This window comes from Gammaproteobacteria bacterium (genome assembly GCA_036383255.1).
Lineage (GTDB): Bacteria > Pseudomonadota > Gammaproteobacteria > Natronospirales > REEB76 > DASUBN01.
The window spans coordinates 69,510-91,087 of record DASVOS010000013.1 but is presented as its reverse complement, the minus strand read 5'-3'; the positions used below and the strand labels follow the sequence as shown (position 1 = coordinate 91,087).

27 protein-coding genes are annotated in these 21,578 nt (G+C 67.4%); 13 read left to right on the top strand and 14 right to left on the bottom strand.

What is annotated here, in order from left to right:
- Positions 1-192 precede the first annotated feature (192 nt).
- The 4 genes from rimI to ilvC are packed head-to-tail and all read right to left on the bottom strand — an operon-like array spanning position 193 to position 3,277.
- On the bottom strand, positions 193-657 hold the full coding sequence (rimI, locus tag VF651_08785) for a ribosomal protein S18-alanine N-acetyltransferase (protein ID HEX7965799.1): 465 nt from the start codon (positions 655-657) through the stop codon (positions 193-195).
- On the bottom strand, positions 654-1,394 hold the full coding sequence (locus VF651_08780) for a uracil-DNA glycosylase (GenBank protein ID HEX7965798.1): 741 nt from the start codon (positions 1,392-1,394) through the stop codon (positions 654-656). Before VF651_08780 ends, rimI begins: the two co-directional genes overlap by 4 nt.
- Positions 1,395-1,404: 10 nt before the next feature.
- Positions 1,405-2,235 carry a CDP-diacylglycerol--serine O-phosphatidyltransferase gene (pssA, locus tag VF651_08775; GenBank protein HEX7965797.1) on the bottom strand — a complete coding sequence of 277 codons (831 nt, stop codon included), beginning with the start codon at positions 2,233-2,235 and terminating at the stop codon, positions 1,405-1,407.
- Positions 2,236-2,290: 55 nt separating this feature from the next.
- Positions 2,291-3,277, bottom strand: coding sequence for a ketol-acid reductoisomerase (gene ilvC, locus VF651_08770; GenBank protein ID HEX7965796.1), 987 nt, complete (start codon positions 3,275-3,277; stop codon positions 2,291-2,293).
- A gap of 68 nt (positions 3,278-3,345) precedes the next feature.
- Between ilvC and VF651_08765 the strand changes: the two genes are divergently transcribed.
- Both VF651_08765 and VF651_08760 read left to right on the top strand, forming a co-directional pair.
- Positions 3,346-5,061 (top strand): proline--tRNA ligase, encoded by a 1,716-nt coding sequence (locus VF651_08765; GenBank protein HEX7965795.1) that lies wholly within the window; start codon positions 3,346-3,348, stop codon positions 5,059-5,061.
- On the top strand, positions 5,061-5,630 hold the full coding sequence (locus VF651_08760) for a transglycosylase SLT domain-containing protein (protein ID HEX7965794.1): 570 nt from the start codon (positions 5,061-5,063) through the stop codon (positions 5,628-5,630). The genes VF651_08765 and VF651_08760 overlap by 1 nt, the downstream gene beginning before the upstream one ends.
- Before the next feature lie 6 nt (positions 5,631-5,636).
- Here VF651_08760 and VF651_08755 read toward each other — a convergent pair whose 3' ends face one another.
- From VF651_08755 to VF651_08745, 3 genes are all read right to left on the bottom strand, one after another.
- On the bottom strand, positions 5,637-5,906 hold the full coding sequence (locus tag VF651_08755; protein ID HEX7965793.1) for an acylphosphatase: 270 nt from the start codon (positions 5,904-5,906) through the stop codon (positions 5,637-5,639).
- A gap of 64 nt (positions 5,907-5,970) precedes the next feature.
- Positions 5,971-6,723 carry a hypothetical protein gene (locus VF651_08750; GenBank protein HEX7965792.1) on the bottom strand — a complete coding sequence of 251 codons (753 nt, stop codon included), beginning with the start codon at positions 6,721-6,723 and terminating at the stop codon, positions 5,971-5,973.
- A 168-nt stretch (positions 6,724-6,891) separates the two neighbouring features.
- Positions 6,892-7,161, bottom strand: coding sequence for a DUF4398 domain-containing protein (locus VF651_08745; GenBank protein ID HEX7965791.1), 270 nt, complete (start codon positions 7,159-7,161; stop codon positions 6,892-6,894).
- Between the two features lie 179 nt (positions 7,162-7,340).
- On the opposite strand from VF651_08745, the gene arsC reads away from it, so the two are divergent.
- Genes arsC through VF651_08730 form a run of 3 tightly spaced genes read left to right on the top strand, consistent with a single transcriptional unit; the run spans position 7,341 to position 8,640 of the window.
- Entirely contained in the window at positions 7,341-7,694 is a 354-nt protein-coding gene (gene arsC / locus VF651_08740) for an arsenate reductase (glutaredoxin) (GenBank protein HEX7965790.1), read from the top strand.
- Positions 7,691-8,287 (top strand): NAD(P)H:quinone oxidoreductase, encoded by a 597-nt coding sequence (wrbA, locus tag VF651_08735; protein ID HEX7965789.1) that lies wholly within the window; start codon positions 7,691-7,693, stop codon positions 8,285-8,287. The genes arsC and wrbA overlap by 4 nt, the downstream gene beginning before the upstream one ends.
- A complete protein-coding gene (locus tag VF651_08730) occupies positions 8,284-8,640 on the top strand; it encodes a DUF2069 domain-containing protein (GenBank protein HEX7965788.1) in 357 nt (118 codons plus the stop codon). Before wrbA ends, VF651_08730 begins: the two co-directional genes overlap by 4 nt.
- Here the strand turns inward: VF651_08730 and hda are convergent.
- Genes hda through VF651_08715 form a run of 3 tightly spaced genes read right to left on the bottom strand, consistent with a single transcriptional unit; the run spans position 8,621 to position 11,528 of the window.
- Positions 8,621-9,334, bottom strand: a complete 714-nt coding sequence (gene hda / locus VF651_08725) for a DnaA regulatory inactivator Hda (GenBank protein HEX7965787.1) — start codon at positions 9,332-9,334, stop codon at positions 8,621-8,623. The two genes, VF651_08730 and hda, sit on opposite strands and share 20 nt — an antisense overlap.
- Positions 9,331-10,434, bottom strand: a complete 1,104-nt coding sequence (locus tag VF651_08720) for an AI-2E family transporter (GenBank protein ID HEX7965786.1) — start codon at positions 10,432-10,434, stop codon at positions 9,331-9,333. Before VF651_08720 ends, hda begins: the two co-directional genes overlap by 4 nt.
- A complete protein-coding gene (locus VF651_08715) occupies positions 10,431-11,528 on the bottom strand; it encodes a DUF2066 domain-containing protein (protein ID HEX7965785.1) in 1,098 nt (365 codons plus the stop codon). Before VF651_08715 ends, VF651_08720 begins: the two co-directional genes overlap by 4 nt.
- A 109-nt stretch (positions 11,529-11,637) precedes the next feature.
- Between VF651_08715 and purM the strand changes: the two genes are divergently transcribed.
- The 3 genes from purM to VF651_08700 are packed head-to-tail and all read left to right on the top strand — an operon-like array spanning position 11,638 to position 14,082.
- Positions 11,638-12,666: a phosphoribosylformylglycinamidine cyclo-ligase gene (gene purM, locus VF651_08710; protein HEX7965784.1), complete on the top strand. Its 1,029-nt coding sequence runs from the start codon at positions 11,638-11,640 to the stop codon at positions 12,664-12,666.
- Entirely contained in the window at positions 12,666-13,334 is a 669-nt protein-coding gene (gene purN / locus VF651_08705; GenBank protein ID HEX7965783.1) for a phosphoribosylglycinamide formyltransferase, read from the top strand. Before purM ends, purN begins: the two co-directional genes overlap by 1 nt.
- Before the next feature lie 10 nt (positions 13,335-13,344).
- On the top strand, positions 13,345-14,082 hold the full coding sequence (locus VF651_08700) for a DUF3108 domain-containing protein (GenBank protein HEX7965782.1): 738 nt from the start codon (positions 13,345-13,347) through the stop codon (positions 14,080-14,082).
- On the opposite strand, the gene dcd is transcribed toward VF651_08700, so the two are convergent.
- Positions 14,083-14,646, bottom strand: coding sequence for a dCTP deaminase (gene dcd, locus VF651_08695; protein ID HEX7965781.1), 564 nt, complete (start codon positions 14,644-14,646; stop codon positions 14,083-14,085).
- Positions 14,647-14,678: 32 nt separating this feature from the next.
- Positions 14,679-15,749 (bottom strand): iron-sulfur cluster carrier protein ApbC, encoded by a 1,071-nt coding sequence (gene apbC, locus VF651_08690; protein ID HEX7965780.1) that lies wholly within the window; start codon positions 15,747-15,749, stop codon positions 14,679-14,681.
- Between the two features lie 121 nt (positions 15,750-15,870).
- Between apbC and metG the strand changes: the two genes are divergently transcribed.
- The 4 genes from metG to VF651_08670 all read left to right on the top strand — a co-directional run bounded on the left by metG (position 15,871) and on the right by VF651_08670 (position 19,815).
- Positions 15,871-17,904: a methionine--tRNA ligase gene (metG, locus tag VF651_08685; protein ID HEX7965779.1), complete on the top strand. Its 2,034-nt coding sequence runs from the start codon at positions 15,871-15,873 to the stop codon at positions 17,902-17,904.
- Positions 17,905-18,050: 146 nt separating this feature from the next.
- Positions 18,051-18,677, top strand: a complete 627-nt coding sequence (locus VF651_08680) for an RnfABCDGE type electron transport complex subunit B (protein ID HEX7965778.1) — start codon at positions 18,051-18,053, stop codon at positions 18,675-18,677.
- Complete coding sequence (nth, locus tag VF651_08675) at positions 18,674-19,378, top strand: endonuclease III (GenBank protein HEX7965777.1); 705 nt, start codon at positions 18,674-18,676, stop codon at positions 19,376-19,378. The genes VF651_08680 and nth overlap by 4 nt, the downstream gene beginning before the upstream one ends.
- On the top strand, positions 19,375-19,815 hold the full coding sequence (locus tag VF651_08670) for a DUF1841 family protein (GenBank protein HEX7965776.1): 441 nt from the start codon (positions 19,375-19,377) through the stop codon (positions 19,813-19,815). The genes nth and VF651_08670 overlap by 4 nt, the downstream gene beginning before the upstream one ends.
- A gap of 3 nt (positions 19,816-19,818) precedes the next feature.
- Here the strand turns inward: VF651_08670 and VF651_08665 are convergent, their stop codons facing one another.
- Entirely contained in the window at positions 19,819-20,115 is a 297-nt protein-coding gene (locus tag VF651_08665) for a hypothetical protein (GenBank protein HEX7965775.1), read from the bottom strand.
- A gap of 9 nt (positions 20,116-20,124) precedes the next feature.
- A complete protein-coding gene (locus VF651_08660) occupies positions 20,125-20,886 on the bottom strand; it encodes a thioredoxin domain-containing protein (protein ID HEX7965774.1) in 762 nt (253 codons plus the stop codon).
- 370 nt (positions 20,887-21,256) lie between these two features.
- Here VF651_08660 and VF651_08655 point away from each other — a divergent pair, with 370 nt between their 5' ends.
- Positions 21,257-21,520, top strand: coding sequence for a hypothetical protein (locus VF651_08655; GenBank protein ID HEX7965773.1), 264 nt, complete (start codon positions 21,257-21,259; stop codon positions 21,518-21,520).
- Positions 21,521-21,578: the final 58 nt, after the last annotated feature.

The window sequence follows — 21,578 nt, the reverse complement described above, 5'->3', positions numbered from 1 at the left end:
TGGAACGAAAGGCGCGTATTTTACCTGAATGTAGGCCGCAGGATTAGAAATACGGTTCCGCAAAAGCGTGACGAGCGAAGGCAGTACGAGGCGCGGGAGGCGAGCGGCCGGAGCGTGCTCTTGGTGTACGTGAGGACCGCGAGCCGGACCGCAACGAAGTAATGCCAAGCGCAGTAGCTTTTGCGGGAAGCGCTACAACTCCGTAGCAAGAATCAAGGCATCCTCACGCCCGCTGACGCCCGGGTAGTAGTTCTTCCTCATGCCCACTTCGTTGAAGCCGCGGTTTCGGTACAGGTTCAAGGCCACGGTGTTGGAGAGCCGGACCTCGAGGAACATCTGGCTCGCGCCCCGCTCCCGTGCCAGCTCCATGAAGTGCTCCAGCAGCATGTGGCCGTAGCCCCGCTGCTGCCACTCCGGCGCGATGCAGATGTTGAGCAGGTGCGCCTCGCCTACCACCAGGGACATGATGCCGTAGCCGGCCACGGTGCCGTGCAGCTCCATGACCCAGCAGCAGTAGCCGACCCTGAGGCAGTCCCGGAAGATGCCCTCGGTCCAGTGGAACTCGTAGGCGCGCCGCTCGATGTCCATGACCGCCCGCACGTCACCCTCGTGCATGGGCCGGCACAGCGGTGATTCGTTGATGGCCAGGGCGTTCATCCGCCCGCCTTGGCGGTGGCCACCGCGAGCTTGAGGTCGTCCCAGGCCTTGCGCTTCTCGCCGGGCGAGCGAAGCAGGTAAGCCGGATGGTAAGTCACCACCACCGGCGTGCCGCCGAGCTGGTGCACGGTGCCACGCAGGCGGCCGATGGTGGTCTCGGTGTGCAGGAGGTTCTGGGCGGCGATGCGGCCCACCGCGAGGATGATCTTCGGCTTCACCAGTGCGATCTGGCGCTCGAGGTAGGGGCGGCAGAGCTCCGCCTCCGCGGGCTTGGGATCGCGATTGCCGGGCGGCCGGCACTTCAGGATGTTCGCGATGTACACCTGCTGGCGCTTCAGGCCGATGGCCGCCAGCATGGAGTTCAGGAGTTGGCCGGCGCGTCCCACGAAAGGCTCGCCCTGCTTGTCCTCGTCGGCACCGGGGGCCTCGCCCACCACCATCCAGCGTGCGGACTCGTCGCCCACGCCGAACACGGTCTGGGTGCAGCCGGCGCGCAGCCCGCAGATCGTGCAGCCCTTCACCGCCGCCTTGAGGTCGGTCCAATCCATGGCGGCGATGGCCGCATCCCGCTCGGCGGAAGGCGGCGGCGGCGTGAAGTCCGCGGTGACAGGCTCGATACGCGGCGCGGCGGGGCGCGCGTCGGGCTGCGCCGAGCGCGTAGCGCCTGATCGGCCTGAGCGCGGCGCCCAGGCGGTCACGCCCAGGTCATGCAGCCGGCTGAGGCGCTTGGCATCCATGTCCGGCGGGTCAGGCCGGCTTGCGCTTGAGCCTGAGGTGCAGGCGCCACAGCGCCATGACCAGGCCCGAGACGGCGTAGAGCAGGAAGCCCACGAACAGCACGTTCGGCGGCGACAGGAACACCACCACCAGGAGCAGCGGCACCAGCAGCAGCATCGTGAACGGCACACGGCCCTGGAGCTTGAGGTCCTTGAAACTGTAGTAGCCGACGCTGCTGACCATGAGTGCGCCGGCGCCCACCGTCAGGATGAAAGCCGGCACCACGAAGGCGGAGCCGGGGATGTCGAAGTTCTCGGTGGAGCACCATACCGCGCCCGCGAGGATGCCGGCGGCGGCCGGGCTCGGGAGGCCCTGGAAGTAGCGCTTGTCCACCATCCCGACCCGCACGTTGAAGCGCGCGAGGCGCAGCGCAGCGCAGGCGGCGTACAGGAACGCGGCCATCCAGCCGAGCTTGCCCCAGGCCCAGCTGTAGTCGCCCATGGAGTGCAGCGACCACTCGTACATCACCAGCGAGGGTGCGAGGCCGAAGGACACCATGTCGGCGAGGCTGTCGTATTCCTTGCCGAAAGCGCTCTCGGTGTGGGTCCAGCGGGCGACCCGTCCGTCTAGGCTGTCGAAGATCATGGCCACGAACACCGCGACTGCGGCCGGCTGGAAGCGGCCGGCCATGGCGGCGACGATGGCATAGAACCCGGCGAACAGGCCGGCGGTGGTGAACAGGTTCGGCAGCAGGTAGATGCCGCGGCGGCGGGGACCCTCGCCCTCGGCAGAGCCGGGCTCGAGTTCGTCCACCCCGATCTCGGTCTCGACATCGTCATCGGGGGTCATGGGCTGCTGCATGCGGACGGCCTCTTGGGTGCCTGCATACATGATGCCATGAACGGCGCGGGCTGTCTTAGTCCCGGCGTTTCATGCCCTTACGTAAAGTCTCCCCGACTTTGTCCAATAGCGCCGCGCGGGCGGCGGCACGGCCGGCCTTGATGACAGGCTTGCCGGATTCCATCTCGCGGGCGAGTTCCGCGGCGAACTCGCCGCTCTGGATCTCCCGGAGCATGGCGCGCATGGCGGCGCGGCTCTCCGGGCCGATGACGCGCGGACCGCGGGTGTAGTCGCCGAACTCGGCGGTGGAGGAGATGGACTCGCGCATGCCGGCGATGCCGCGCGCGTAGATCATGTCCGCCATGAGCTTGATCTCGTGCAGGCAGCAGAAGTAGGCGATCTCGGGCGCGTAGCCCGCCTCCACCAGGGTCTCGAATCCCGCAGATATCAGATGAGTCAGGCCGCCGGAGAGCACCGCCTGCTCGGCGAAGAGGTCGGTCTCGGTCTCCTCCCGGAAGCTGGACTCGGCGACGCCGGCGCGCCCCAGCCCGAGGGCCCAGGCGAGCGAGAGCGCGAGAGCCCGGGCGCCGCCGCTCGCGTCCTGGTGCACCGCCACGAGACCGGGGACACCGTGGCCGGCCTGGTACTGCATGCGTACCTGCTCGCCGATGCCGTTGGGCGCCACCATGATGACGTCCAGGTCGGTGCGGGGCTGGATGCGCTTGAAATGGATGTTGTAGCCGTGGGCGAAGACCAGCGCGCCGCCGGGCTTCAGGTTCGGCCCCACCGTCTCGCGGTAGATGCCGGGCTGCGCCTCGTCCGGGATGAGCATCAGCACCACGTCGGCCCAGGCCGCCGCATCGGCGGGCGCGAGGACCTCGAGACCAGCGGCGGCGGCGGCGGGCAGGGACCGGGAGCCGGCACGCAGGCCCACGCGCACCTCCACGCCGGAATCCTGCAGGTTGGCTGCCTGCGCCCGGCCCTGCGCGCCGAAGCCCAACACCGCCACGCGGCGCGCGCGGATGAGCCTGGGATCGATGTCGGCGTCGTAGGAGAGCTGCATAGTGCTAGGCCGGGCTGCCCGGGACCGTTAGAATACGGGCTTTCCGCCATAAAACCCACACCAAAATCATGCGCGCCTCCCGCTTCCCCCTGAACACGGTCAAAGAGACCCCCGCCGACGCGGAGCTGGTCAGCCACAAGCTCATGATCCGCGCCGGCATGCTGAAGAAGCTGGGGGCCGGCCTCTACACCTGGACGCCGCTGGGCCTAAGGGTCCTGCACAAGGTGGAAGGCATCGTGCGGGAGGAGATGGACAAGGCCGGCGCGCTCGAGATGCTGATGCCCACGGTGCAGCCCAAGGAACTGTGGGAGGAGACAGGCCGCTGGCAGAAGTTCGGCGGGCAGCTCCTCAAGATCCGCGACCGCAAGGAGCAGGAGTTCTGCTTCGGCCCCACCGCCGAAGAGGTGGTGACGGATTGGGCGCGCGGCGAGCTCCGGAGCTACAAGCAGCTGCCGCTCAACGTGTACCAGATCCAGACCAAGTTCCGGGACGAGATCCGCCCGCGCTTCGGCATCATGCGTGCCCGCGAGTTCCTGATGAAGGATGCCTACTCTTTCCACGTGGACATGGCGAGCCTGGAAACCGAATACCAGAACATGTACGACACCTACGCGCGCATCTTCACGCGCCTGGGGCTGAAGTTCCGTGCCGTGAAGGCCGACACCGGCGCCATCGGCGGCAATGCTTCCCATGAATTCCAGGTGCTGGCGGATTCCGGCGAGGACGCCATCGTGTTCTCGGACGGCTCCGACTACACCGCCAATATGGAGCTGGCGGAAGCGCTCGCTCCCAAGGGTCCGCGCCCTGCTCCCTCGGCGGAGCTCACACTGGTGGACACGCCGACCCAGAAGACCATCGAGGAGGTCTCGAGCTTCCTGAAGGTGGATCCCAAGCAGTGCGTGAAGACCATCCTGGTGCGCGGCGAGAAGGGCCTCGTGGCCCTGTGCCTGCGCGGCGACCATGAGATCAACGAGACCAAGGCAGCGAAGCTGCCTGAGCTCCCCGGCGAGTCGGTGCTGGCGGACGAGAGCGAGATCTGGAAGGCCGCCCAGTGCAAGCCGGGCTTCATCGGCCCGGTGAAGCTGCCGGATACGGTACCGGTGATCGTGGACCGGGATGCGGCCCAGCTTGCGGATTTCGTCTGCGGCGGCAACCAGGCGGGTAAGCACTACACCGGCGCCAACTGGGAACGGGATGCGCGCGTGACCCGCGTCGTCGACCTACGCAAGGTACAGGCGGGCGACCCCTCCCCCGACGGCAAGGGCAAGCTCGGCGTCGCCCGCGGCATCGAGGTGGGCCACGTGTTCTCGCTGGGCGACAAGTACGCGAAGGCCATGGGCGCCTCGGTTCTGGACCGGGAAGGCAAGCAGGTGACGCTGCAGATGGGCTGCTACGGCATCGGCGTGAGCCGCATCGTGGCCGCCGCCATCGAGCAGAACCACGATGAGCGCGGCATCATCTGGCCGCAGCCGCTGGCGCCCTTCGACATCGCCCTGCTACCCCTCAACATGGCGAAGTCCGAGAAGCTCAAGGCTGCCGCCGAGAAGCTCTATGCCGAACTCACCGAGGCGGGTTACGCGGTGTTCATGGACGACCGGGACCTCAGGCCCGGCCCCATGTTCGCTGACGCGGAACTCATCGGCATCCCGCACCGCCTGGTGCTCTCGGACCGGGGCCTGGATGCCGGGACCGTCGAGTACAAGGGCCGCACGGACCTCGACAAGCAGGACATCCTGGCGCCACAGCTGATGGACTTCATCCGTCAGAAGCTCCAGGCCGCCTGATGCGTGCCGCGGCGGCCCTCCTCTGCGCCGCCGCGTTGCTGGCTCCGGGTGCGAGTTGGGCCAGGCTCGCGAAGCCGGACCCGGAGCTCATCGCGCTGGTGCAGCAGGCTGCCCAGGACAAGAGCGAGTTCCAGGACAAGTACGACGAGCAGGTCTGGCTCGCGGACATGTCCCAGCGGCTCGCCGGCGTGGTGCCCGATACTGACGAGCGCGCCCGGCTCCTGAAGATGATCCACGCGGAGGCAAGCCGTGCCGGGCTGCCGCCGCAGCTGGTGCTGGCGCTGATCCACGTGGAGAGCCGCTTCGATCCCTACGCCGTGTCCCGCGCCGGCGCGGTGGGGCTGATGCAGATCATGCCGTTCTGGCTCAAGCTCATCGGCCGCGAGCATGACAGCCTGGTGCACCCCGAGACCAACCTGCGCATGGGCTGCACGATCCTCAAGTACTACCTGGGCAAGACCCACGGCGACATCCGCGCCGCGCTGCAGCGCTACAACGGCGCCACGGTGGGTATCGACTATTCGGACGCGGTACTGAAGTCGCTCAGCCGCAAATGGTATTGGGACTGATCCGCTTCAGCGCGTGCCAAAATCCGCAGGCACCGGTCCCGGCTTCACCTCTTCGATCTCCACGCTGTCCACTTCCGCCCTGGGCGGACCCTGGTACAGCCAGGCGATGAGCTGCTGCACGGCACCCTCCTCGCCGCAGGCCAGCACCTCGACACGCCCGTCCGGCAGGTTCTTCGCGTAGCCCGTGAGGTCGAGCGCCTTGGCACGCTCGGCGGTGCTGGCGCGGTAGAAGACGCCCTGCACCTTGCCTGACACGAAACAACGTTTGGCGATCATCTCCCCATCCTACAAAAGGAAAGGGCCCCGAAGGGCCCTTTCCGGATCACTCGATAGAGAAGGATTACTTGCTGCCGCCAGCGGCGAACTTCTTGTCCTTCTTGTCCGCGCGGTGGCCGCGCCAGGCACCGCGGTGCTTGGCATAGTTCACGGCCGCGTCGGAGTCCGCCGCCGCCGGGTTCTTCACGATGTCGAACTGCTGGTCCGGCGTGATGAGGTCGGCGTGCTTGATCTTGTCCGCGTTGGCCTTGTAGATCAGCGGCCACTGGTAGGGGTTGCCGTAGACGTCGGCCTTGCCGGCGATGCGCCACAGGCTGTCGCCGCGCACCACGCTGTAGGTCATGTGGGCGGCCTGCAGCTCGGCCACGAGGGCGGCGAGCAGGTCATAAGCCGGCTTGCCCTGGTTGCTGGAGATGTAGGTACCGGCCTGGGTCAGGCGCCCCTGCTGGTCGGCGTTCAGGTTCTTGTAGCCCTGGGCCTGGGTCTGGAGCTCCTGGGCCTTGGCCAGGTAGCAGCCGTTGATGGCGTCGCCCGCCACCTGCTTCGCCTGGGCGGCGAGCTGCTGGGCCTTGGCGGCGTCGGTGGCCTGGGCGGCCTGGGCCTGGCTCAAGAGGTCAGCGGCGTTGCCGGTGTCGGTGCAGGGCGACTGGGCGCCCGCGATCACCGCCTGGGCATCGTTGATGGCCTGGGTGGCGGCGGCGCTGGCCTGGGCAGCGGCCGCGGCGGCCTGGTCGTTCTTGGCCTTGTTGTTGGCGCAACCGGCGAGGGAGCCGGCCACCAGCAACAGCACCGCGGACAGCTTGAGGACGTTCTTCATATGGTTCTCCAAACCTCGATTGTTATTGTGCGCACGCAGGTTCAAGCCCGCGGCACATCCCAGAAAAGACGCATGATGTGTCGCAAGGTTAACGTCCGGGTGCAGACGGTGTCAAGGAAACGACATCCTTAACATAAGGAAATATCGGGGAAAATCTGCGAATCGCGGCTAGGAACGGCCCGGGATATCCGGTTTCACGCCCAGGGCACGCAACGCCAATTGACGTGCCAGGCGGGCATCCTCGCGGGCGGTGGAATAGTCCTGTGCGTCGAGGGCGGCCTGGGCCGCCTGCAGGTACTGGCGGGCGCGGATGAGGTCCGGCGTGGCCGGCTTGTCGGCGAGCGCCTGCTCCGCCGCCGCCACCGCCTGGCGGGCATCGCTCATCTCCTGTACCGGCGCGCCGGCACAGGCGAACAGCAGCAGGATGGCAGCGAGCATCGCCGTCAGGCGCAGGCCGCGAGCCGCGATGTGGTGTGCAGTCTCCAGGGGGCGGATACCGTGGTAACCGGAAAAATCGGCGTGAGGGACGCTATCAGCGCCTGCCGATGCCCGTCAAGCGAGACGGCTTGAGCTATAGTGTGGCCACTTCCGCATCTCGTCCTGCTCCATCCCCGCGTATGCAAAAAGTCACAATCTGGCATAACCCACGCTGCTCGAAATCCCGCGAGACCCTTGCGCTGTTGCAACAGCGCGACATCGAACCGGAGATCGTCGAGTACCTGAAGGATCCGCCCTCTCCTGCTGAGATCGAGCGCGTCCTGGGACTGCTCGGTACCGGCGCGCGCGGGCTCATCCGCGACAACGAAGACGCCTACAAGTCCGTCCGCGCAGGCGAGCCCTCCCTGAGCGAGAAGCAGCTGGTGCAGATCATGCACAGCCATCCGATACTGATCCAAAGGCCTGTGGTGATCGTGGGCGACAAGGCGCGCATCGGCCGCCCGCCCGAAGCGGTGCTCGAGATCCTGCCGTGAGCGACATCCTGGTGCTCTACTACAGCCGCCACGGCGCCACCGCCGAGATGGCGCGCCAGGTCTGCCGCGGCGTGGAGAGCGTGGCCGGCATGGCCGCGCGCCTGCGAACGGTGCCGGCGGTCTCGCCGGTGAGCGAGGCGGTGGAAGACGCGGTGCCCGCCGCCGGACCGCCCTACGCCAGCCTCGATGACCTCAAGGAGTGCGCGGGCCTCGTGCTCGGCAGCCCGACCCGCTTCGGTCACATGGCCGCCTCCCTCAAGTACTTCCTGGACGGCACCGCGGGCCTGTGGCTCTCGGGTGAGCTGGCCGGCAAGCCCGCCGGCGTGTTCACCTCCACCTCCTCCCAGCACGGGGGCCAGGAGGCGACGCTGCTCTCCATGATGCTGCCGCTGCTGCACCACGGCATGCTGATGGTGGGCGTACCCTACACGGAGCCGGAGCTGATGCAGACCACCAGCGGCGGCACGCCCTACGGCCCGAGCCACGTGGCGGGGGCGAACAGCGACCGCAAGCTGAGCGAGGCGGAGAAGCATTTCTGCCAGGTGCTGGGGGCGCGGGTCGCCGACGTGGCGCGCCGCCTGCAGGCGAAATGAAGCTGAAGCTCACCGGCGCGCTGCTGGCCCGCGCGGCATTCCTGGCGCTCGTGTTGTGGCTCGGGCTGTGGCTCGGCGTGCTCGCCCACGCGCCGGCCGGCGTGCGCATGACCTGGGCAGGCTTGAGTCTCTTGCCTCTCGCGATCCTCGCGCCCTTCCTGTTCCGCGGCAGCAAGGCAGGTTACGGCTGGGCAGGATTCCTCTCGCTGGGCTACTTCGCGCAGGGGATCGCCGTGACCCTGGGCAGCCGCAGCATCAACGGTGCGGTGGAGATCTTCCTGAGCATCCTGCTGTTCTTCGGGGCGAGTGCCGCTCTAAGAGAGCTGCAGCGTATCAGCGCTTCTTCTCGATAAACCCCTTGACGAACGGGACCGTGACCTTGCGCTGGGCGACCAGCGAGGCAGTGTCGAGCGCGTCCAGCGTAGCGCAGAGGGTGCTCATGTCCCGCTGCAGGCGATTGAGCAGGAACACCGCGGTGTCTTCCGGCAACTCGAAGCCGCGGCGCTGCGCGCGCTGCTGCAGCGCGGCGATCTTGTCCTCGTCCGACAACGGTTCAAGGTGATAGACGGGACCCCAGGACAGGCGCGACACCAGGTCCGGTAGCAGGCGCTTGATGGCGGAAGGCGTGCTGCGGGCGCTGGCGACGAAGGTCCCGCCCCTCTGCTTGATGCCGTCGATGAGCGTCAGCAAGGCCCGCTGCCAGGGCTCGACCGCCGCGATGCGCTGCACGTCGTCCACGCAGACGAAGGCGTAGCGCTCGAAGCCTTCCACCGCGGAAGGGTCCAGCAGCACCGCCTGGTCCATGGGCAGGTAGATGGCGCTCCGCTCGGCAGCGAGCGCGGCGCGGAACGCGGCCTGCAGCAGGTGGGTCTTGCCGGTGCCGCCGGCGCCGTGCAGGAAAAGCACGGGCGTGCCGGGCTTGAGCGCGGCATCCCGCAGGGCCTGGATGGCCGCGGCGTTGGGGCCGGCGAAGATGCCGTCGAAGTCAGAGCCGCCGTCCAGCATCATGGGCAGCGGCAGCTGCCCCTCCAGCACCGGTCCGCTCATCCGGACTCGCCGCCGCCGTCGCCATCACCGCGATAGAGATCGCCCTGGTCGCCGCGGTACATGTCACTCTGCAGGTAGCGCTCCTGGGCGTGGCGCACGAACACGGTGCCGGCGGCCGCCACCGGCAGCGCCAGCAGCACGCCCACGAAGCCGAACAGCTCGCCGCCTGCGAGGATGGTGAAGATCACCAGCACCGGGTGCAGGCCGATGCGGCCGCCCACCAGGCGCGGCGTGAGCACGAAGCCTTCCATGCCATGGCCCACGGCGAACACGATCAGCACCCACAGGGGCAGCCAGCCGTCGCCGTCCTGAAGCACCGCCGAGGACAGGCCGAGCAGCACGCCGATGCTGATGCCGAGATAGGGTACGAAGCTCAGGAGGCCCGCGATCACGCCCACCGCGATGCCGCCCTCCAGCCCCACCGCGGTGAGGCCGATGCTGTAGATGACCGCGAGCGAGGCCATGACCAGCAGCTGGCCGCGGAAGAACGCCGCCAGCACGCCCTCGCACTCCACGGCGATGCTGCAGATGGCTTCCTTGTGGTCGCGCGGCAGGAGGCTCGCCACCCGCGCCTTGAAGATGTCCCAGTCGCGCAGCCAGTAGAAGGTGATCACCGGCACCAGCAGGATGCTGATGACGGCGGTGAAGATGAGCTTGCCGGAATGGGTGATGGCGGTGAAGGTGTTGCTGGCGAGCGCGCCGGCGTTGGCGAAGTTCTCGGTGGCGACCCCAGAGAGGCGCTCCAGGCGCAGGCGCGAGGGCTCCACATGCAGGTGCGTGGCGAGCCAGGGGGTGGCGATGTCGTTGTACCAGACATAGAACTTCGGCGCCCGGGTGGTGATGGCGGTGACCTCGTGGCCGATCATGGGGCCGATCAGCAGCACCAGCAGCGCGATGATGATGAAGGTGGCGAAGAACACCATCGTGACCGCGAGGCCGCGCGGGAACTTCCAGGCCTCGAGCCGGTCGGCCACCGGGTCGCCGAGCCAGGCCAGCAACGCGCTGATGATGAACGGCGTGAGGATGGGGCCCAGGGTGTAGAGCAGCGCCAGCACGGCGATGACGCCGGCCAGGATCCAGAGGCGGCCTTCGGTCGTCATGGCACGTAGCTGTAGCGCAGCGCGGCGGCGGGTGCCGGCGCCATACCGGTGGCGGCCGCCGGCGCGGGTGCCGGGGCTGCGGCGAGCATGCCGCCCAGCGCCAGCGCGGACTGCAGGTTGGGCACGCTGCCGTGGATGTCCACGCTGTAGAAGACGCTGCCCTGGGCCACGCGCTGCACATGCACCGCGCGCACCGGCGTCAAAGTGTCGAGGTAGGCGAGCACCTTGGCGTAGGCGTCGAGGCTGGTCACGCCGTCCACCTCCAGCGCCACGCCGTCCTGGTCCTGGGCGTTGGGCACGATGGCATAGCGCACCGCGAAGCGGTCAGCCGCGGTCTGCACGCCGTCGACCGCCACCACCGCCTCGTCGCCGGGCGGCGTATCCCAGGTCTCGGGATGGTCCGCCGGCATGAGCTGCCAACGGCCGAGGTACTGGCCGCCGCCGGCGGAGCCCAGGCTCCCTACCAGCAGCGCGTCGGCGCGGTAGCGGGCGGAGGCTTGTGCGAGGCGATCGGCATTGAAGCCCACCACGTCCGGCACGCCGACGGCAGCGCGGTCGGGGCCGTCCATCTGCGGGAACACCAGCACGATGCCGCGCTGCTCGGCGGCGGTGAGGAGCGCCTGCAGCAGCGGGCCGCCGTCGCCCGCGGTGAGGATGCGGCCGCCGGGTGCGTCCGGCAGCGCCAGCCAGACCAGCGTGCGCGGACGCTCGGCGCCCCACAGCGGCGCGTGGGCCGCCTGCAGCGCCTTGGCGATCACGCCGGCGTCGAACTTGGCCCACAGCACGAGGCCGGGGAGCGAGCCCGGCACCGCGGGGTCCGCCGGCACCTGCTCGTAGCGGTACTGCTGGATGTACTGGTTGGGACTGCCGAGGCCCGCGGCGAGGGAGCTCACGGCGGCACGGTTGCCGGTGACCTTCACCAGCACCGCGTCGAAGGCCTGCTGCAGCGCGGCGTTGCGCTGCGACGTGGATTGGTCCGTCACCGGCACGCGCGCCTCGTAGAGACCGCCCACCAGCGCGGCGCGCGCGGGCGTGGCCGCGAGCCAGAGCGCGGCGGCGAAGAAGCAAGCGAGGACGCGGACCGGGTTGTTCACGGGCATATTCTCGGGCATCCAGCGGGTCGAATGAAGGCTCGTGTAGAATATACAGTCTCAAGCCGCCGTGCTGCGAGCGGTTTTACCGCCTGAAGACCCGGAAAGCCCCATGACCGCGAAAAAACCCCTCACCTACCGTGATGCCGGCGTGGACATCGACGCGGGCGACGAGCTGGTGGAACGCATCAAGCCCGCCGCCAAGCGCACCCAGCGCCCCGAGGTGCTCGGGGGCCTGGGCGGATTCGGCGCCCTGGTGGAGCTCCCCGCCAAGTACAAGCAGCCGGTGCTGGTCTCGGGCACCGACGGCGTCGGCACCAAGCTCAAGCTCGCCATCGATAGCGGCCGCCACGGCACCATCGGCCAGGATCTGGTCGGCATGTGCGTGAACGACGTGGTGGTGCAAGGCGCGGAGCCCCTGTTCTTCCTCGACTACTACGCCACCGGCAAGCTCGACGTGGAGACCGCCGCCGACGTCATCAACGGCATCGCCAAAGGCTGCGAGCTCGCGGGCTGCGCGCTGGTGGGCGGCGAGACGGCGGAGCTGCCCGGCATGTACCAGGGCGAGGACTACGACCTCGCCGGCTTCGCCGTGGGCGTGGTGGAGAAGGCGAAGATCATCGACGGCATGAAGGTCAAGGACGGCGACGCGCTCATCGGTCTCGCCTCGTCCGGGCCCCACTCCAACGGCTACTCGCTGATCCGCAAGGTGCTGGCGGTGTCCGGCGCGAGCTTCGAGCAGCGGATCGACGGCCGCTCGCTCATCGACCGGCTCATGGAGCCGACCCGCATCTACGTGAAGCCCCTGCTCAAGCTGCTGGACGAGGTGCCGGTGCACGCCTTCGCCCACATCACCGGCGGCGGACTCACCGAGAACATCCCGCGCGTGCTGCCTGAGGGCCTGGGCGTCGAGATAGACGCGAAGAGCTGGCCGCGGCCGGCGCTGTTCGATTGGCTCATGCAGGAAGGCAACATCGCGCTGCCGGAGATGCACCGCACCTTCAACATGGGCCTGGGTATGGTGGCGGTGGTGGACGCGGCCGACGCGGACCGCACCCTGGCCGCGCTCAAGGCCGCCGGCGAGGAAGCCTGGCGCATCGGCCGCGTGGCCCGCGGCACCGACGGCGTCGTCATCCGCTGATGCCGGCGCCGCCGGCACCTATCACTCTGCCGGTGGTGGTGCTGGCCTCGGGCCACGGCAGCAACCTCCAGGCGATCCTCGACCAGTCCAGCCGGTTCGGCTATGAAGTGCGCGCGGTCCTGAGCGACCGCGCCGGCGCCACCGCGCTCGAACGGGCCCGCACCGCCGGCGTGGCGGCGGAGACGGTGCCGGCGAAGGGATACCCGGACCGCCCCACCTACGATGCCGCGCTGGCGGAACGCATAGACCACCATTCTCCAGGCCTCCTGGTGCTGGCCGGGTTCATGCGCATCCTGACTCCCGCCTTCGTGCAGCGCTACCAGGGCCGGATGCTCAACATCCATCCCTCCCTGCTGCCCAAGTACCGGGGCCTCGACACCCATCGCCGGGCGCTGGCGGCGGGAGAAACGTCGCATGGCTGCAGCGTGCACTTCGTCACAGAAGAGCTGGACGCCGGGGCGGTGGTGGCCCAGGCGCCGGTGCCGGTCAGGAAAGATGACGACGAGGCGACATTGCGTGTACGCGTCCAGGCCCGGGAGCACGTTATATACCCCGAGGTGATCGGCTGGTACGCCAGCGGGCGGCTGCGGCTCGCCGGCGGACATGTCATGTTTGACGGTGCGCCTCTCAGCGTGCCAAAGATATTCTCCTGGCAGGAACAGCAATAGAGAGACGGCGATGAACAAGCTTTCCGTGACGGCATTTCTGGCGATGGGACTGATCGCGGCGGGCGCCGCGCGCGCCGATGAGAACGTGCTGACGCCGTTCCACGCCGATTACTCGCTGCAACGCAACAGCCTGGGGCTCGGCACGTCCAGCTTCAGCCTGGGCCGCGACGGCGACGGCTACCTCTACAAGTCCGCCGCCCACGCCAGCGGACTCGCCTCGCTGTTCTCGAGCTCGACCATCACCCAGGAGAGCCGCTTCACGCTGGTGGACGGCCGGCCGCGCCCCGCCTCCTACCGCTACGAGGACAGCGGCAAATCCCAGGATGCCGAAACCATCCGCTTCGACTGGGACAAGCGCAACGCCACCACCGAGGAAAACGGCCAGCAGAAAGCCAAGCCCCTGACGCCGAACACCAGCGACGTGCAGCTCATCCAGCTCATGTTGGCCTCGGACGTGGCCGCGGGCCGCGCCGAGGACGGCTACCGGCTGCTGGACCACGGGCAGATCACGGCCTATACGGCGAAGCCGCTGCCGGACGCGCCCCTGAAGGCGGCCGGAAAGACCTATTCGACCAAGGTGGTTCAGCTGAACAACGCCGAACGGGGCCGCACCATCACCGTGTGGCTGGCGCCGGAGCTGCACTACCTGCCTGTCCAGATCCAGCAGGCCCAGACCGGCAAGGCCACCATCACGCTCACGCTGCAGAAGGCGACGTTCGACGCCGGATCCCTTTCCGCCGGAAACTGATCAGGTCTTTGGAAGCGTGACGCCCTGCTGGCCCTGATATTTGCCGCCCCGGTCCTTGTAAGAGGTCTCGCAGACCTCATCCGACTCGAAGAACAGCATCTGGGCCACGCCCTCGTTGGCGTAGATCTTGGCGGGCAGCGGCGTGGTGTTGGAGAACTCCAGCGTCACGTGCCCCTCCCACTCCGGCTCCAGCGGCGTGACGTTCACGATGATGCCGCAGCGGGCATAGGTGGACTTGCCCAGGCACACCGTGAGCACGCTGCGCGGGATGCGGAAGAACTCCACGGTGCGGGCCAGGGCGAAGGAGTTGGGCGGGATCACGCAGCAGTCGCCCTTGAAGTCCACGAAGCTGCGTGCGTCGAAGGCCTTGGGATCGACGATGGTGCTGTTGATGTTGGTGAAGATCTTGAACTCGTCGGCGCAGCGCACGTCGTAGCCGTAGCTGGAGGTGCCGTAGGAGACGATCTTGCCGCCCTTGGCCTCGCGCACCTGGCCCGCCTCGAAAGGCTCGATCATGCCCTTGGCGGCCATGCGGCGTATCCACTTGTCTGCTTTGATGCTCATCCCTTGGCTCTCTCTATATATTATGAGTGAGTTCAGTCTTCGATGACGATCTTGGGGAAAGCCCCGGCATAGTCCTTCCCCGCGAGGGCCAACTGGGCCGCGGTGCGGCGCGCTATCTCCCGGTAGCGGGTGGCGATTGTACCCCGGGGCTCGGCCGCCACGGTGGGGTTGCCGGCGTCCGCCTGCTCGCGGATGGAGAGGTCCAGCGGCAGGCTGCCCAGGAACGGCACCTGGTACTGGGCCGCGAGGCTCTCGCCTCCGCCGCTGCCGAAGATGTGCTCCTCGTGGCCGCAGTTCGTGCACACGTGGGTGCTCATGTTCTCCACCACGCCGAGGATGCTCACCTCCACCTTCTGGAACATCTTGAGGCCCTTGCGGGCGTCCAGCAGCGCGATCTCCTGGGGCGTGGTGACGATGACGGCGCCGGAGACCGGTACGTGCTGGGAGAGGGTGAGCTGGATGTCGCCGGTGCCCGGAGGCATGTCCACGATGAGGTAGTCGAGCTCACCCCACAGGGTGTCGCGGATGAGCTGCACCAGCGCCTGGGTGACCATGGGGCCGCGCCAGACCATAGGCTGCTCTGCATCGATCAGGAAGCCGATGGACATGCATCTCACGCCATGGCCGATGAGCGGCTCGATGTGCTTGCCGTCCTTGCTGGTGGGACGTCCGGAGAGGCCGAGCATGCGCGGCTGGCTGGGGCCGTAGATGTCCGCGTCCAGCATGCCCACCGCGGCGCCGTCCGCCGCGAGCGCCAGGGCCAGGTTCACCGCCACGGTGGACTTGCCGACACCGCCCTTGCCCGAGGCCACGGCGATGACGTTCTTCACATCCTTGAGCGGGGTGAGGTTGCGCTGCACGGCATGGGAAAGGATGGTCTGGCTGACCTTCACCTCGGCGTCCAAGCCGGCGGCCTTGAGCAGCTCGGCCGCCTTCGTGGCGAGCTCATCCCGATAGGCTCCCAGTGGGAAGCCCAGCTCCAGCTCGATCCGGCCGCCTTCGACGGCGCGCAAGGCGCCGGCGGTCACGAGATCCGTGCCCAAGTGGGGTTCGGTCCAGCCTTTGAGGGCCGCTTCGACGCGGTCCCGGGTGAGGGTGCTCATGGATGATCGCGCGGGTTCGATGGCGGCGCATTCTAGCACTTAGGTCCGGGCTCCAAGGCCGGCGCGGGGCCTATGGCATAATTGCGTTTCCGCCCCAAAAGACCGCCAAAAGCATCCGTCCATGCCGCAGAAACCGCGCGACATCCTGGTCACCTACGCCCTCACCTACGCCAACGGCCCGCTGCACCTGGGGCATATGGTGGGCAACATCCAGACGGACATCTGGGTGCGTTACCAGAACATGGCCGGCAACCGCTGCCTGTTCGTCTCGGCGGACGACGCGCACGGCACCCCCATCATGCTCAAGGCGCGCGAGCAGGGCATCACGCCCGAGCAGCTCATCGCCGGCGTGGGCGTGGACCACCAGCGGGACTTCAAGGACTTCCACGTCCGCTTCGAGAACTACCACAGCACCCATTCGGACGAGAACCGGGAGCTGTCGACGCTCATCTACAAGAACCTGCGGGATGCCAAGCCCAGCCACATCGACGTGCGCACCATCCAGCAGATGTACGACGAGCAGGCCAAGATGTTCCTGCCGGACCGCTTCATCAAGGGCGAGTGCCCGCGCTGCGGCACGGCGGACCAGTACGGCGATTCCTGCGAGAACTGCGGCGCCACCTACTCGCCCTCCGACCTCAAGAACCCGGTGTCGGTCATCTCGGGCACCCGGCCGGTGCCGCGCGAGTCGCAGCACTACTTCTTCAAGCTCGGCGACTTCGAGAAGCTGCTGCGGGACTGGACCCGCGCCCCCGGCCACCTGCACGAGGCGGTGACCCGCAAGCTGGACGAGTGGTTCGCCGCCGGGCTGCAGGACTGGGACATCTCCCGCGACGCGCCCTACTTCGGCTTCGAGATCCCGGATGCGCCGGGCAAGTACTTCTACGTGTGGCTGGACGCGCCCATCGGCTACATGGCGAGCTTCAAGAACCTCTGCGGCAAGCGCAAGGACCTGAAGTTCGACGACTTCTGGGGCAAGGACAGCCGGGCCGAGGTGTACCACTTCATCGGCAAGGACATCATCTACTTCCACTCGCTGTTCTGGCCGGCGATGCTGGCCGGCGCCGGCTTCCGCACGCCGTCGGCGGTCTACGCCCACGGCTTCCTGACGGTGAACGGGCAGAAGATGTCCAAGTCCCGCGGCACCTTCATCAAGGCGCGCACCTACCTGGACGCGGGCCTCGATCCCGAGTACCTGCGCTACTACTTCGCCGCCAAGCTCGGACCGGGCATCGACGACATCGACCTGAACCTGGACGACTTCCTGCAGCGCGTGAACTCGGACCTGGTGGGCAAGCTCGTGAACATCGCGAGCCGCTGCGCCGGTTTCATAGAGACCCACTACCAGGGCAAGCTGTCGAAGACGCTCACGGACGACGAGCTGCTGAAGAAGGCCGTGGCCGCCAAGGACAGCATCGCCTCCGCCTATCAGAACAGGGAGTATTCCCGCGCCATCCGCGAGGTGATGGAGATCGCCGACCGGGTGAACGAGTACATCGACGCGAAGAAGCCCTGGTCGCTGGCCAAGCAGCAGCCGGTGCCGGCCGAGGTGCAGCAGATCTGCAGCCTCGGCATCAACCTGTTTCGGGTGATGATGGTCTACCTGAAGCCCGTGCTGCCCGAGCTCGCGGTGAAGACCGAGGCCTTCCTCGGCGTGGCGCCCCTGACCTGGGAGGACGCCGGACAGCCGCTGCTGGACCACAAGATCAACGCCTTCAAGCCGATGATGGCGCGGGTGGAGAAGGCCCGCATCGATTCCATGGTGGAGTCCTCGAAGGAGGACCTCGGCAAGAACAACAGCAAGGCATCCAACATGGACCCCATCGCCGCCGAGATCAGCTACGACGACTTCGCCAAGATCGACCTGCGCATCGCGCGCATCGCCAAGGCCGAGCACGTGGAGGGCGCGGACAAGCTGCTGCGCCTGACCCTGGACCTGGGAGACGGCACCCGCAACGTATTCGCCGGCATCAAGAGCGCCTACGCGCCGGAGCAGCTCGAGGGCAAGCTCACGGTCATGGTGGCCAACCTGGCACCGCGCAAGATGAAGTTCGGCATGTCGGAGGGCATGGTGCTGGCGGCCGGCCCGGGCGGCAAGGACCTTTGGATCCTCGAACCGCACAGTGGTGCCCAACCCGGCATGCGCGTGAAGTAATTCCTGAAACGGGTCTTTTCGTCTCAGGCGTTGTTGCGCATGCCCCCGGACTCCTCACGTACACTAAAAGTACGCTCCGGGTCCTCGGTCATGCGCGCCTAGCCTGAGCCAAAAACCCTCGTTTCAGGAGCGCTTTCTTTTAGCCCATGAACGCATTGGCAGAAAAAATCGATTCGTTTTTACCTCAGACGCAATGCACGCGCTGTGGATATCCAGACTGCCGTTCATATGCGGAAGCGATTGCGCGGGATGAGACCGACATCGACCGCTGCCCGCCCGGCGGCGAGGCGACCCTCGCCGCGCTCGCGGGACTGCTGCATCGACCTCCGAAACCCCTCGCAGCGGAAGTGGGCACGTTCGCGCCCGGCACCGTCGCGGTCATCGAAGAACCCCTCTGCATCGGCTGCACCAAATGCATCCAAGCCTGTCCGGTGGATGCCATCACCGGCGCAGCGAAACAGATGCACGCGGTGATCGAGGCGCTCTGTACCGGCTGCGGGCTGTGCCTGCCGCCCTGCCCCGTAGATTGCATCCGGCTCGGACCCGTGCAGGGCATGACGGAAGGCCTGGAAGGCTGGCAGTTCCCCATGGCGGGCCGGGAGCGGGCCGATGCGCTGCGGGAACGCTACCTCGCCTATAAGAGGCGCCAAACCGAGCGGAAGGCCGCGAAGGATGCGCCGGCGGATGTGCCGCCGGACACAAAAGCCCATCGCCAGGCGGAGATCGCCGCAGCGGTGGCACGGGTGCGGGCCCGCCGGGGACAGAAGCCATGACCCCAGCGAAGCGCCGGAAGATCTTCGAGCGGCTGAAGTCGGCCAATCCCAAGCCCACGACAGAACTGCGCTACTCCACGCCCTATGAACTCCTGGTAGCGGTGTCGCTCTCGGCTCAGGCCACGGACAAGAGCGTGAACCTCGCCACCGCGAAGCTCTTCCCCGCCGCGAGCACGCCCGCGGCGATCCTGGCCCTTGGGGAGAACGGCCTCAAGGACTACATCAAGACCATTGGCCTCTACAACACCAAGGCCAAGAACGTGGTCGCCGCCGCGCGCCTGCTGCTGGAGAAGCACGGCGGCGAGGTGCCGCGCACCCGCGAGGAGCTGGAGGCGCTGCCCGGCGTGGGCCGCAAGACCGCGAACGTGGTGCTGAACACCGCCTTCGGCGAAGCCACCATCGCGGTGGACACCCACATCTTCCGGGTCGCGAACCGCACCGGTCTCGCCCCCGGCAAGAACGAGCGGCAGGTGGAGGACCGGCTCACCGAGACCACGCCGGACGAGTTCAAGCAGGATGCGCACCACTGGCTGATCCTGCACGGGCGCTACGTGTGCGTGGCGCGCAAGCCCAAGTGCCCGGAGTGCGTGATCAAGGACCTCTGCGAATACCAGCACAAGACCAAGCCGGAGTTGAAGGTCCCGCTCAAGCTCGGCAAGCCCGTGAAGAAGAAAAGCAGGAAGATGGTGCGCAAGCCATGAGCATCCACGGCGAGAGCCGCAGCGACACACGCCAGGCGTTCTTCGACGTCTGGAGGAAGATGCAGGCCGGCACGCCCATGACGGCGCTGGAGACCCTCATCGCCGACGTGATCCGGCTGCACCCGGAATACCACACGCTGCTGGACCAGGGGATCGAAGTGCTGGACAAGGACTGGCTGCCGGAAGGCGGCGAGACCAACCCGTTCCTGCACATGGGCATGCACATCGCGATCCGGGAGCAGCTCTCGATAGACCGGCCGCCGGGCATCAAGGCCGCCTACGCGGCGCTGCTGGCCAAGACCCGCGACGTGATGGAGACGGAGCACCAGATGCTGGAGTGCCTGGGAGAGACGCTGTGGCGGGCACAGCGGGAGAATAAGATGCCAGACGAACAGCTCTACCTGAGGCTGGTCAGGGAACGCGTCGAACTGGCCTGAACCCTATTCCGCCGGCTTGGCCAGGAGCATCAACAAGGCGACAGCAATATTTCCCTCCGGCGCCTTGTCGATACGTTTCCTGAAATCCTCGATGCGGCCCACGCGGTTGTTGCTGGAGCTGTAGACGTCCAGCTCCTTGATGTAGGCCATGCGCCGGTTGGTGGCGTCGTAGATGTCGTTGCCGCGCAGGTAGCCTACGCGCCGGTTCACAGCGTCGAACACCGTGCTCTCGCGCGCGTAGCCCATCCGGTTCTTGTTCCGGTCGTAGAGAGCCGCTCCCTCCATGCGGTACTCAGCCACCCGCGGTCCTCACTGCTTGGCGCCGGCGGCGAGCTGCGCGTCGATGAGCGCCTTGAGGTCCGTGTAGGCGGCGCCGCCGATGTGGCCCTGGCCGTTCACTGCGAACGTGGGCGTAGCGTGCAGGCCCAGCGCCTCGCCGTAGCCCTGGCTCAGCACCACCGCCTGGTGGGTGGAACCGGTGCGGATGCAGCTCAGGATCTTGCCGTGGTCGAGACCCAGGCTGTCGGTGTAGCCGAGGAAGGTGTCCACCGCGTTCTTGGAGTCGGCCCATTCGGCCTGCTTGGCGTACAGCAGGTCGTGCATCTGCCAGTACTGATCCTGGTAGCCGGCGCAGCGGGCAACCTGGGCCGCCATCATGGCGTTCTGGTGCTGCTCCTGCAGCGGCATGTCGAAGAACACGAAGCGCACCTTGCCGGTGTCCACGTACTCCTTGCGCATCTGCTGGATCACGGGCTCGAAGCCGCCGCAGGCGGGGCACTGGAAGTCGGCGAACTCGCGCACCACCACCGGGGCGTTGCGGTCGCCCACCGACATGCCTTTCTCGTCGTGGCCGGTGTCGAAGGGTATCTGCACCAGGTCGAGGTCGGTGCCGGAGGCCGCCTTGGTGCGGGAGTGCATGAGCAGCACGCCGCTGTAGACGAGCGCCACGATGAGCAGGGCGATGCCGCCGACCAGCCACAGGCGCGAGCCACTCTCGTCCTTCTCGTAGTGCTGGGCATGGACATGCACGTGTTCGCGTTCATGGCCGTGTTGCTGTTGCTTCTGCTGCATGGGATCCCCCGGTTCTATTCAGAGTAAATCACTCTGGTATTGGACGCCCCGGCCCGATGGCCTCCCCTAGACTATAGCCCGGTCCGCGATATGTCGTCTGGGCGTGGCGCCGGCCGGCCGGCCCATGTAATAAATAGCCTCCCGCGGGGTCTTTGGACCAGGGGTTACGAGGGGGTGGCGCAAAGGCGCCTCCGATCTCCCCGCTAGTCCGTATCCAGTGCGGGACCGGCCGTGCCGGGACCTCCCTGTGATGGGGAACACGGGTAACTTGGCTCCCGACAGGGGGATCGGGTTTTCCGGCCGGGAGGGAGCGATCCTCCCCGGGTGTATCTGGGTAATGAACAACCAACTCCATAGAAGGATTGCAACCATGAACACGACCAAAGTCTCCGGTATCGCCATCGCCGCCGTCGCCGCCAGCCTGTTCGTGCTGGCCCCGCTCGCCACCGCCGCCGACGGCGCCGCTGCCACCGGCAAGTGCGTGGGCGGCAACGCCTGCAAGGGCGAGAGCGCCTGCAAGTCCGCCGACCACGCCTGCAAGGGCCAGAACTCCTGCAAGGGCAAGGGCTTCACCGTGGTCAGCAAGGCCGACTGCGACAAGGCCGGCGGCAAGTTCGAAGGCGACAAGGGCTGATCAGCCCTTCAAGCCTCAAGCTTGATGTGACGACCCGGCCGCGGAACTACGCGGCCGG